General features: G+C 41.1%; 11 protein-coding genes. 1 reads left to right on the plus strand and 10 read right to left on the minus strand.

Translation table 11 applies throughout. The annotated features are described in order from the left end of the window. Positions 1-198: 198 nt before the first annotated feature. The 10 genes from DV424_RS05085 to siaB form a co-directional block, all read right to left on the minus strand. The gene (locus DV424_RS05085; RefSeq protein WP_118859290.1) at positions 199-975 is read right to left on the minus strand and encodes an NADH-quinone oxidoreductase subunit B family protein; all 777 of its coding nucleotides are present in this window, start codon (positions 973-975) and stop codon (positions 199-201) included. Continuing rightward, positions 972-1,547 carry a formate hydrogenlyase complex iron-sulfur subunit gene (locus DV424_RS05090; RefSeq protein WP_005626087.1) on the minus strand — a complete coding sequence of 192 codons (576 nt, stop codon included), beginning with the start codon at positions 1,545-1,547 and terminating at the stop codon, positions 972-974. The genes DV424_RS05085 and DV424_RS05090 overlap by 4 nt, the downstream gene beginning before the upstream one ends. Before the next feature lie 10 nt (positions 1,548-1,557). Next, positions 1,558-3,288, minus strand: coding sequence for a hydrogenase large subunit (locus DV424_RS05095; RefSeq protein ID WP_118808931.1), 1,731 nt, complete (start codon positions 3,286-3,288; stop codon positions 1,558-1,560). Between the two features lie 19 nt (positions 3,289-3,307). Further along, complete coding sequence (locus tag DV424_RS05100) at positions 3,308-4,846, minus strand: hydrogenase 4 subunit F (RefSeq protein ID WP_118859291.1); 1,539 nt, start codon at positions 4,844-4,846, stop codon at positions 3,308-3,310. Positions 4,847-4,850: 4 nt separating this feature from the next. Then, entirely contained in the window at positions 4,851-5,489 is a 639-nt protein-coding gene (gene hyfE / locus DV424_RS05105) for a hydrogenase 4 membrane subunit (RefSeq protein ID WP_005626080.1), read from the minus strand. Between the two features lie 10 nt (positions 5,490-5,499). Next, positions 5,500-6,945: a hydrogenase 4 subunit D gene (locus DV424_RS05110; RefSeq protein WP_005640539.1), complete on the minus strand. Its 1,446-nt coding sequence runs from the start codon at positions 6,943-6,945 to the stop codon at positions 5,500-5,502. 9 nt (positions 6,946-6,954) lie between these two features. Further along, positions 6,955-7,917 carry a respiratory chain complex I subunit 1 family protein gene (locus DV424_RS05115; RefSeq protein ID WP_118859292.1) on the minus strand — a complete coding sequence of 321 codons (963 nt, stop codon included), beginning with the start codon at positions 7,915-7,917 and terminating at the stop codon, positions 6,955-6,957. A 9-nt stretch (positions 7,918-7,926) separates the two neighbouring features. After that, positions 7,927-9,948 carry a hydrogenase 4 subunit B gene (gene hyfB, locus DV424_RS05120; protein WP_118776550.1) on the minus strand — a complete coding sequence of 674 codons (2,022 nt, stop codon included), beginning with the start codon at positions 9,946-9,948 and terminating at the stop codon, positions 7,927-7,929. Positions 9,949-9,990: 42 nt separating this feature from the next. Then, positions 9,991-10,590, minus strand: coding sequence for a 4Fe-4S dicluster domain-containing protein (locus DV424_RS05125; protein WP_032803273.1), 600 nt, complete (start codon positions 10,588-10,590; stop codon positions 9,991-9,993). Positions 10,591-11,025: 435 nt separating this feature from the next. Further along, positions 11,026-11,700, minus strand: a complete 675-nt coding sequence (gene siaB, locus DV424_RS05130; RefSeq protein ID WP_118859293.1) for a 5-acetyl neuraminic acid cytidyl-transferase — start codon at positions 11,698-11,700, stop codon at positions 11,026-11,028. 113 nt (positions 11,701-11,813) lie between these two features. Between siaB and DV424_RS05135 the strand changes: the two genes are divergently transcribed. Next, positions 11,814-12,476: an NAD(P)H-dependent oxidoreductase gene (locus tag DV424_RS05135; RefSeq protein WP_118859294.1), complete on the plus strand. Its 663-nt coding sequence runs from the start codon at positions 11,814-11,816 to the stop codon at positions 12,474-12,476. Positions 12,477-12,547 lie beyond the last annotated feature (71 nt).

Below are 12,547 nucleotides of genomic sequence, written 5' to 3' on the forward strand. Positions count from 1 at the left end.
CTCTTATTCCTCTCTTTTCCAAAGAGAGGATTCTTCTTTAGCAAGAAAGTATCTTCTCTCTCATTTTAGTTTTCTGTTGTTAATACAAAAAAACAGATTGAAATTGACCGCTCTTATTCCCCTCTTTAGCAAAGAGGGGTAAGGGGAGATTTGGCAGAAATCAAAACGGAGCTATTAGTTTATTGAGCAACCGTTAGACTATCCCGAAAACGGCATACTAATTGCATGTAATCGGTTTACGATTTCACTCAAACGAGGATCCGCTTCACGTTCCAAAAATTCGCCAAGGCGAACTCCAAATGGAACCTGATCTTTTTCAGACATCATACTCATAAATTGATTAGCAATGTCTCCGCCTTGTCGATACCCTGCCAAGCGACGTGCTTCACGTTCTAATTCCACGCGTAAATCTAATGGAATATTTGGGAAACGTAATTTAGCCTCTGCATTAGGATCGGCAATTTCTTGTTTACCTTTGAGTTTTTGATCAAGTAAACCAAGTGCCATTGCAAAACCATAAATAGTCGCCGCTGGAGTTGGAGGACAACCGGGAATATACACATCAATTGGCACAATTTGATCGCTACCGCCCCACACGCAGTATAAGTCATGGAAAATACCGCCACCACAACCACACGCCCCATAAGAAATACAGATTTTTGGATCGGGTGCAGCTTGATAAGCACGCATTGCAGGTGTACGCATTGCACGAGTTACCGCACCAGTAAATAATAAAATATCCGCATGGCGAGGTGATGCAACAACCTTAATCCCAAAACGTTCTGCGTCAAAGGTTGGTGTAATGGTACTAAAAATTTCAATTTCACAACCATTACAACCGCCACAGTCAACACGGTAAACATAAGCGGAACGTTGAATATTTTTCAACAAGGTTTGTTTCATTTTCGCAATGTTTTCATCCACACTAAATGGCGTTGAAATACCATTCATGGGCATTGGGATTTGTGTGTTCATCTTGCAATCTCCCTAACGTGATCAAATAACGCCAATTTCACGCGCATATTGGATTCCATATCGGCGGTTTTTTCCAAACTGTTTTGGCGTTTACAGGTTGGGCAAGTGTTGAGCACCGCTAATTTATGTTTTACCAGTTCATCGTTATCCAACGTTTGTTTGAATAAATCCACGGCATAATTGAGTTCTTTATGAGAAACAAAAGGTTGACCACATTGATGACAAATCGTTGTAGTAAAGGTTGTTTCTTGATAAAGATCCTGTTTATTGCTGACTGATAATTCAAAATCTTGGCTTAAACGAATGGCTTTTGTCGGGCAAACTTCTTCACAACGGCCACAGAAAATGCAGCGGCCTAAAAATAATGACCAAGTACGTTCGCCTGTTTCAGGATCAGTACGCATGGTAAGCGCATTAGCTGGACATGCCATCGTACAGGCAGCACAAACAATACATTGATCAGAGTTCAGTTCTGGTTTACCACGGAAATCAGGATCAACTTCATAGGGTTTAAATGGATATTTAGTGGTAACATCCCCCGCGTTTAATACGGTTTTTAGTAATTTAAACATTGTGCGCCCCCTATTTTAATGGTGAATTTTTACGTTCAATGCCGTAGCGTTCAATTTCTTTGTAAGAAACCGTTTGTGCTTTGCGTTTACGTACATCCACTACTGTCACACGGTCAGTACAAGAATAGCAAGGGTCAAGGCTACCAATGATAAGTGGCGCATCTGATACCGTATTGCCACGCAACATATAACGTAAAGTTGGCCAGTTTGCATAAGTCGCTGCACGACAACGCCAGCGATATAATTTTTGGTTATCGCCAAGCATTGACCAGTGAATATCTTCACCACGTGGCGCTTCAGTAATCCCTAAAGCAAAACGTCCAGGAGTGTAATTGAAACCTTCTGTGATAATCGCACCAGTTGGCAAGTTATCCACCATATAATCAATGATATTCATAGATTCAAATACTTCATTTACCCGCACTTTCACACGAGAAATGACATCACAACCGTCTTCAGTGAAAACATTGAATGGCACATCGCCATAACCTGAGAATGGATGAACTTTACGCACATCACGGGCAAAACCAGAGGCACGAATCATTGGACCAACCGGACTGAAGTCACGAGCGATATCTTTTGCCAAGACACCAACACCTACCGTACGTTGTTCCATATTCGGTGTATTTAATAAAATATCGGTTAAGGTCTTGAGTTCTTCACGCATTTCACCGATAAGCTTGATACATTGCTCACGTTGATGTTTCAACATATCACGACGCACACCACCGATTAAGTTGATACCATAGGTTTTACGCGCACCAGTAAGCACTTCCGCAAGAGTCATTGATTTTTCACGAACACGGAAGAATTGCATAAAGCCAGTATCAAAACCGGTAAAGTGGCTAGATAAACCTAAGTTCAATAAATGACTGTGCAAGCGTTCAACTTCCAACAAAATTGCACGAATCCATTGTGCACGTTCAGGAATTTGAATACCTAACGCATTTTCGACTGAGTTAGCATAAGCAACGCTATGGGTAAAACCACAGATACCGCACACACGGTCAGCCAAGAAATTGACTTGATCGTAATCCATTCGGGTTTCTGCCAATTTTTCCATACCACGGTGTACATAGAATAAACGGTAGTCTGCATCAATAATATCTTCCCCATCGACAAACAAACGGAAGTGTCCCGGTTCATCAGATGTGATATGGAGAGGACCGATAGGCACAATGCGCGCTTCGCCTTTTTCGTTAATAAACTCATAGGTTTCCGTTGCCGTAGTTGGATCTGGACGCAAACGGTAATCCATAGAATCTTTACGTAATGGGTAAAGATCATCTGGCCAGTCATCTGGTAACACTAAGCGACGTTGATCGGGAAGACCGACGGCTTTTAAACCATACATATCGAATAATTCACGTTCGCCCCACACCGCTGCTTTGACTTTCGGTGTTACGGAAGGAAATTCGAGTGTGACTGGATCTACGAGTGCTTTAATCGTCACAAAAGTCTTGACGACACCTTCCATAGAAAGCACGTAATAAACGGCATAATGACCATGAATTGAACGTTCATCGTTACCAAAAACCAATGGCAACCAACCTTCATGTTGATAGTAAAGATATTCCACCACATCAGGTAACATATTGGTTTTCACCGTTAAAGTGACTTGATTTGGTGTAGACCACTCCTCATCTAAAATGGTATTCGGAAATTTTGCATTAACGGCTTCAATATAATTTTTGCCGAGCATTTTTACCGGATCGACCGATGTATTTTTAGTTAATTCCATTTTTTCCCCCAGTTGTCGATCATTTCGCTAAACTTTGCCAAGGTAAAACTAGCATATCGCCAAAGGACACATGTTCAGATCCAAGCACAATTCCTACCGCACTTTTTAGTAACTGCAAGATTGGCTCTGCAATATGGATACCCATTACAAACATTAACAACAATAGTATGGCCATTGCCGCCAAAGAGACTTTACTGACTTCGCCTGCTTCCACATTATCAGGTTGTTTGCCAAGCACTGTTTTTAATAGCATTAAGGCAAGTCCTGCAAGCACAATAGTGAGTAAAATTAAGCATAAAATAACTAACCAAGTTTTACCCGCTGTAATCCCTGCGACCACAACACTAAATTCACTCACAAATACGTTAAATGGAGGGATACCGCCCAATGCCAACGCACCACCTGCGAAAAGCACCGCACTCACGGGTGCAACACGCCATAATCCACGCACTTGATTCATATCACGGGTTTTATATTTCAATAGAATATTACCCGATGCACAGAATAATAAGGTTTTCGCAAGACTGTGGTTGATAGTGTGAAGTAAACCTGCAAATACCCCAATTGGGCCACCAAGACCGAAAGCAAAGCTGATTAAGCCCATATTTTCGATACTTGAGTAAGCAAGCATACGTTTAATATCAAATTGCACGATGATAAATAACGCCGCCACAAGCACTGAAAGTAAACCAAAGATCAACATTAAAGTTTGTGGAAATTCTGCGCCAACTGTTTTTGAAACTAGTGTGTAGTAACGCAACACCACAAGCATTGCACAGTTTAATAACACCGCGGATAAAATTGCACTCACTGGGCTTGGTGCTTCACTATGTGCGTCTGATAACCAAGTATGCATTGGAAATAGACCGCACTTCGTGCCGAAACCAATCAATACGAAAGCGAATGTGATATACATCAACATTGGGTTTAAACCAGTGGCTTGTTGATTCACTGCTGACCAGAAAATCGCTTGGCCTGGATCGGCAAGCACGCCATTTGCATTCGCAAAGGTTAAAAGTGTGCCGTATAAACCGAAAGCGACGCCCACAGAACAGATGATGATGTATTTCCACGCAGCTTCAAGGGATGTTTTTTGTTTGTAAGTACCGACCAAAAACGCAGAACTTAATGTTGTTGCTTCAATTGCAACCCACATTAAAATCAAGTTATTCGTGATAACTGACACAATCATCGTAAAGAAGAATAAGTGTAAGAAACCGTGGTAATGGGCATAGGTTTTAAAATCAATATGCCCTTCTTCCAATTCAGTGTTCATATAACCGATGGAATACACACCAGCAAGTGAACCCACGACAGCAATTAAGCCTAAGAAAATGGCAGAAAGACTATCAACATACACCCAGTTGTTAAATGCACTGATACTGCCTTTTTCCAACACGCCAGAAATGACCTGTACAGAAAAGAACAACATCAAAATTAACCCGGTAATATGGAATGCGGTACAAACTGTCCGATTTTTTGTTCCGCGTAGTGCAAAGCTTTCAAAAGCGATGACTAAAGGTGCGACTAATAACGCAATTATCCATTGTTCATACATAGCGTTACCCCTTCAAACTCATAAGTTGTTTAGCATCAACAGTGTTGAAAGTGCGGTAAATTTTATTCACCAACACCACCATAATGATGACCGCAAAAATCGCATCGGTGGCAATGCCGATTTCAACTAATTCTGGCGCATTGTTGGCAAGTAAAGCCAAAGTTAAATGCGCACCGTTTTCCATTAAACAATAACCGAAAACTTGTTTCACAATATTGCGTTGGCTCACAATACACACTAAACCTAAAAGGAAGTGGCTAAGTGATACTGACAACGCTGGTTTTAAATGTTCAACTAACGGTAAGTTCACTGGAATGACAACAAAGTAACATAAGCAAACGATGATAGATGTGATCGGGATCAACCAAGCGACATTCATTCCTGCAGGAGTTTGACTTTCGTCAATTTTTCGTAAAGAAAAGATTAAAATTCCTGGCACTAATAATACTTTCGTAATGAATGCACTAATGGACCACATATAAAGTTCGTGAGCTTGCATTTCAAATGCCAAATAAACGAATAACACCACCAATACAAGAGACTGTAAGCCATAGCACAACGCGGATTTTTTTGCGGTTTTTGCCATAATGACACAAAGCGATGTAATGATGAGTAAACTCGCTAATACATTGATCATTAACATAATTCTCTCCTTAACCCGCAAGGCCTAACCAATAGGCAGCGATAAAGCTAGAACACACAGACATCACCATTAAAATCACTAAAACAAATGTCATAGAGAATGGCAATGGTTGCGCATTTTGCACGTCTTCAGATGGTTTACCGATAACGCATTGACCAAATTTATAAAGCAACCAAACAAATGTTGCCGTAGATTCAATCAACGCAATCACCATTAACCAAGTTACCCATGAATATTCTTGTCCAAGGTCGAAACCAGCGGCAAATAATGGGAATTTGCTGAAGAAACCGTTAAACGGTGGCACACCAGCAATAGCTAATGCGGCAATACCAAATCCAGTACCAACAACAGGCATGGTGCGCATAATCCCTTGTAAACGAGGCATTGAACGTGTACCTGTGGCATAACTCAATGAACCCGCAACCAAGAAGAATAAGCTTTTCGCAAAGGCGTGGTTAAAGATATAAGCAATCGCTGCAACAAAAGCTAATTTAGAACCTAATGCTGCAAGAGAAAGCCCGATGAAAATGTAAGAAAGTTGAGTAATAGTTGAATACGCAAGTAAGCGTTTTAAATCCGCTTGTGGCAAGTACATTAAGAAACCATAAATCAATGTAATCATTGCCATCACAATTCCCACTTCACCCACAATGTGCGGAATTTCACCAGCTGACATCACGGAACGAGCGAAAATATAGACGCCCACTTTTACCATTGATGCCGCGTGCAAATACGCACTGACCGGTGTTGGTGCTTCCATCGCATTTGGTAACCAAATTTGCATTGGAAGTTGCGCTGATTTACCCCATGCGGCAAACATCACCCCAAACAACACGATAGTTTTCGCTTCTGGCGCAAGATGCTCTAACGCCGTGATAGAGAATGTGCCAGATTGGCTAAATAAATAAGCCGCAGCAAGGTATAAACCTAATGAACCTACGTGAGTGATAATCAACGCTTTCATCGCAGCCGCCATTGCTTTTTGGCTTTGATAATAGCTGATTAATGCCCAAGAACATCCCCCTGTGATTTCAAAGAAAAGCAACTGCCCCGCTAAAGTTGATGAATACACCAAGCCTGCCATTGCACCGATGAAAATCAATAAGAAAGCATAAAAACGAGGTAATCCGTTATGCGGATGTTCGCGGTTTTTATCAGTTAAATAACCACAAGAATATAAGCAAATTAAGAAACCTAAACCCACAACGGCAAAGGCAATTAATGTGCTCACTGCATCTAAGGTCACGCCGAAGATTGCGGTATCACCAAATTTGACTAAATCATAGGTGACAGATTGTGCGCCATTTGCATACCACTGCCCCGCCACAGCAAGTGTGCCAAGGGTAGCAAGTGCGGCAAAAATTGTGGCAATTTTTGGGAAAGATTGTTTGTTCACCCCCACAATAAACGCACCGACAAACGGCAAAATGATTGTAATTAGTGCTAAACGTTCCATATTTCCTCCTTACAATCCTGTGAAGTAAAACACAAACGCCAACACTGAAATGCCGAAACCGACCACAGTTAAACGTCCTGTTAGCATAAAGCGGGTACGTGCCAATGTGTTTTCAAACACACATGCGGCGATAAATACCACGAGCAATTTCACAAAGAAAGAAACGATACCTAAAATAACCGCACTTACCGTGAACTCTTGTGCTGCACCGAATGGGAAAAGCACGCTCACAAAGATAGAGGCAACCACCATTGATTTTAAACTCAAACCAACTTTCAATAAGGCGAAAGAAGGGCCTGAATATTCAGTAAGTGGGCCTTCTTGAAGTTCTTGTTCTGCTTCAGCCAAGTCAAATGGAATTTTGCCCATTTCAATAAAGATCGCAAAAGCAGCGGCCACTAAGGCAATTACTGTTGCAACGGGATATTGCCAAGGTTGGCTAGAAAGTGCGGTGCTAATAACTGCAAAATTTGTAGAACCTGCAATTAAAGCAATCACAATGAATGCCAACATTAAGATGGGTTCAACAAGTACGCCTAATGTCACTTCACGGCTTGCACCTAAACTTGAGAAAGTACTGTTGGAATCCAAACCCGCAATTGAGAAGAAAAAGCGGAACAACGCGAACAAATAAATAACGGTGATTAAATCACTGCCTGCCCCAAACGGTGAGTGATGAGTAAACATGGGTAAACTCATCGCAACCACCATGACTGTGCTAATTAACACATAAGGCATAACACGAGATACCCAACCCGCATTATCTGGCCAAATATTTTGACGCGTCATTAATTTGACAATGTCGCGATAATCTTGTAACAAGCCCGGGCCACGACGAGATTGAATACGAGCCCGAATCATCCGTGAAATGCCTGAAAAGAGCGGTGCCAAAGCGAGAAGAATTAACGCTTGCACAATGGCTAAAAGGAACATTCCAGCGGAAGTGGAAATTTCTGAAGGTAATGAAATCATAATTTCCTCCTACATCAACGCAATGGAAAGTAATAACACAACCAAGGCAATCACGAAGTACACGCAATAAACGCGGAAGTCGCCTTGTTGTAGCCATTGAATTTTGCGACCTAACCATGGGATAAAATGCGCAATCGGCATTGTTACTTTTTCTTCCCAGAATGGTTCTGTTTTGGTCGCACCTGAAATTAATGCATTGATACCTTTTGCACCAGCAGGCGCAGGATCAAGCACTTGACGCAAGGTATAAAGTGGTTTGAAGATAATACGAAGCGGACGAGTAAAACTACCCGCAGAGGCTGCCATATCCATTTCGTAAGCATAACCACAAGCCCAAGGATTGCCTTTTGCACGATCTGTCATACGATTGCCTTTGGTATAAGCGTAATACATAAACGGCAACACAAAGAATGCAATCAACATAATGCTCACCATTGGTGTAGAAAGCGCCGTATTCGGTGTATTGCTTGCTACCACTACGCCATTTTCAGCTAAATTAAGCATGTCATTATGAGAAAGTGCGGTTGCAATATTGGCAATTATTGGAGTAACAACAGAAGCGCCCACGCCTAAAAGTACGCAGAATAATGCCAAGATTGCCATTGCAATCACCATTGGTTTCGGCACTTCGCGTGCATGTGCTGCTTTTTCGCTGCGTGGCGCACCACCAAAGCTAATACCATACACTTTCACGAAACAAAGTGCGGCAAGTGCACCTGTTAAGGCAAGCATAATGATTGCAACAGGGCCAGCGATACGTAATACCACATCATTGTGTTGGCTTAGGCTGAATAAAGATTGATAAGTAAACCATTCACTCACAAAACCGTTAAATGGTGGTAATGCAGAAATTGCCATGGTACCAATCAAGAAACAGAAAGCAGTAAATGGCATCAATTTGCCAAGTCCGCCCATTAAATCCATATCTTTTGAATGTAAACGGTACATCACAGAACCTGCACCCAAGAACAACAAGCCTTTGAATACTGCGTGGTTAAGTAAGTGATATAAACCGCCAAGTAAACCGACAATAGCAAGCACTGGATTATGAATGGCCATACCAATCATACCGACACCCACACCCATCATAATAATGCCGATGTTTTCTACGGTGTGATACGCCAAAAGTTTTTTGATGTCATGTTCAGCTAAGGCATAAAGTACGCCAAGTACAGAAGAAACTGCGCCAAAAGCCAGCACAATCACACCAAACCACATATTGTGTGCGCCAAGTAGATCAATACCAACTTTGATAATCCCAAAGATACCGATTTTAACCATCACACCAGACATCATTGCAGAAGCATGAGAAGGTGCAGCTGGGTGAGCTTTTGGTAACCAGCTATGCAATGGAATCATCCCTGCTTTTGCACCGAAACCAAGAAATGCCAAAATAAATACCGTAAAGGCTAAAGGCATTGAAAGCTCGGTGTGGCGGAAGGCTTCAAATTCAAAGCTACCTGCGTAGCAATAGAAAATAAAGAAAGCGATCATAATCAACACAGAACCAGCGTGAGCAATGAAGAAATACAATAAGCCCGCATTGGTTGCGTTGTCGTCTTGTTCGGTCAGTACTAAGAAGTAAGATGCCAAAGACATCATTTCAAAGAACACTAAAAAGTAGAAAGCGTTATCGCTGGTGACTAAAGCAACCATTGAGGCGATAAACAAATTCATAAAGAAACCCATCGTGCCAGCGCCTTTTCCAATGTATTCTTTCACATAGGAAAAGGAATAAAGTGCGGTGATAATAACCATTAAAGAAATTACACACACCATAAACGCAGCTAATCCGTCAATGCGGATTGAAAATTGGGCGAAGTCGAAAGGGGTTGAAAACACATCAACGACCGTATCGTTGCTGATAAGCACGGGAATGCAGGCAACAATGCCTAACAAGCCACCAAGTACACCGGTCACGCCGGATATATTGATTGAAAGTTGTTCATTTTTTCGCACAGCGAGAGAAATAAACGCACCAACGACATAAATCAACAAGGACGTGATGAGCAAACTGATTGAAGAACTCATAATTTCACTCCATTGATTAACGAGTAAACAAACAATAAACTTTTATCTTGGCACGACAGGAGAACCCATCATTGCCATTTCGCGTTTTTTGCGATTTGCTTGTTCGATACTCTCATCACTAATTAAGAATAAAGTTTTGGTTGGGCAAGTTTGCATACAAGCAGGACCTTCTTCACGGAAATAGCAAAGGTCGCATTTTACCGCAATGGCTTTTACACCTGGTTCCCATGCAAGCATATTATGAACATCAGTATTATTCGGTGCAGTACGAATATCACGTTTTACCGCATCAGTAAAAGAGAAACTGTCATAGTGGTTTGGTGCATCTAATGGTGCGCTACCATGTTGAGTAATCGCCCCAAACGGACAAGCAATGGCGCAAAGTTTACAGCCAATACACAAACCTTCGTTTAATTGAATAGTGTCATTTTCGTGCTTAATTGCATGCACAGGACATACCGTAGCACAAGGTGAATCATCACAATGGCGACACAAGATCGGCACAGTAATATCGTCGTTACGCATTACTTGTAACCGCGGAAAGGATTGTAATCCAAAAGCTTTGTGTACTTCGCTGCAAGCAGCCATACAGGTATTGCATCCAATGCAATCTTTCGGATCACCTATAACAAAACGGTTCATATTTTCCCCCAAAGTATGTATAGATAGAAACAGAAAGTAGGTGGAAGGCATTACGCCAATACATCACAATAACCACTCTGGAAATAAGGATACTCCTTCAGAGTTACCTCGACTAGAGTAAAACAATTGTTTTATTGACTGAGATCATAAATTTTTTTGTTTTTATCGAAGAAAAAATTTAGTATTGAGATTGACTCTCAATTCAATTTGTTAAGATTGTAAGTAATTGAAACTATTAAACTAATTATTGAAAAACAATTGCTAATGCTATGTTAAAATCCTGTTGTCATTTTCTCATTTAGCACAAAAGTGCGGTAGATTTTCCGCAAGTTTTGGCGACTGTTTTGAAGTAGATTTTCATTATAAAAATCCTCTTTTCTAAATGAAAATAAGAAAAAAAGCATAAAAAAGACCGCAAAGTGCGGCCAATTTTTTTTAGAATTCTTTTGAAATTAAACTTTCTGCTAATTGCAAATCAAGTGTGGAATCAATATCAATGGAACGATAAGTTGGCATTAAATAAAAACGCATTGGGGCAATAAAAAAGCGTTTTTCTTCAAAGAGACTTGCGATGTCATTAATATAAATTGCACCATTTGCACGATAAGATTTCGGTAATTTTTGGCGAGGAGCTTCAAAATCCGTTAATTCGTGAATAGGCTGAACTTCGGTGCCCTCTAAAGTGAAGGATTTGTAAGGATGATGCTCACATTCGCAAGCGGAAACCACGGATTTATATTTGCCACCAAGGAAAATTTCCATCGCATTACGAATATCTAAAGCATTACGTAATGGGCTGGTTGGCTGCAAAAGTGCGGCAGTGCCTTGTGAAATATTGAGTGTTTCTAAGCAATGCAAAATCGCATCAATAGTGCGTGTATCACTTTGCGCCAAACTTTCAGGGCGTGCCACTGGTTTTGCGCCGTATTTTGTGGCCTCTTTTAAAATATTTTCGCCATCTGATGTCACCACAATTTGATCAAACATACCCGATTCTTGCGCTGCCAAAATCGCACGCCCCACCAAAGAAACGCCCCCCACAAGCTGTAAATTCTTGTCTTTAATTCCTTTAGAACCTGCTCTCGCAGGAATAATTGCAATTCTTGTCATTATTCTCACTCTCTGTGATAAAAGTGCTGACTATTCTAAAATCTTTCCCTTGTTTTAGCAAAAACTAATCTTTAATATGGCACCACATTTTTGTTTAACAAAGAGGAAATAAAATGACTCAACTTACTCGTGAACAAGTTCTTGAACTCTTCCATCAACGTAGCTCAACACGTTATTACGACCCCGCAAAAAAAATCAGTGATGAAGATTTTGAATGTATTTTAGAGTGCGGTCGATTATCGCCGAGTTCTGTAGGCTCTGAGCCTTGGAAATTTTTAGTGATTCAAAATAAAACCTTACGCGAAAAAATGAAACCTTTTAGCTGGGGAATGATAAATCAGCTTGATAATTGCAGTCATCTTGTGGTAATTCTCGCGAAAAAAAATGCCCGTTATGATAGTCCGTTTTTTGTGGATGTGATGGCACGCAAAGGCTTGAACGCAGAGCAACAACAAGCCGCCCTCACAAAATACAAAGCCCTGCAAGAAGAAGATATGAAATTGCTGGAAAGCGACCGCACTTTATTTGATTGGTGCAGTAAACAAACTTATATCGCCCTTGCCAATATGCTTACTGGCGCATCCGCCCTTGGCATCGATTCTTGCCCAATCGAAGGTTTTCATTACGATAAAATGAATGAATGCCTCGCCGAAGAAGGATTATTCGATCCTCAAGAATATGCCGTTTCTGTCGCCGCAACCTTTGGCTACCGCTCACGCGATATTGCGAAAAAATCCCGTAAAGGGTTGGATGAAGTGGTGAGATGGGTGGGGTAAATTAGAGTTGTTTTATTTTTTATTTGCACTACAATGTTACACAAAGTAGCACTTTAATCTAGGAGATCATT

Source organism: Haemophilus haemolyticus, assembly GCF_003493605.1.
Classification (GTDB): domain Bacteria; phylum Pseudomonadota; class Gammaproteobacteria; order Enterobacterales; family Pasteurellaceae; genus Haemophilus; species Haemophilus haemolyticus_J.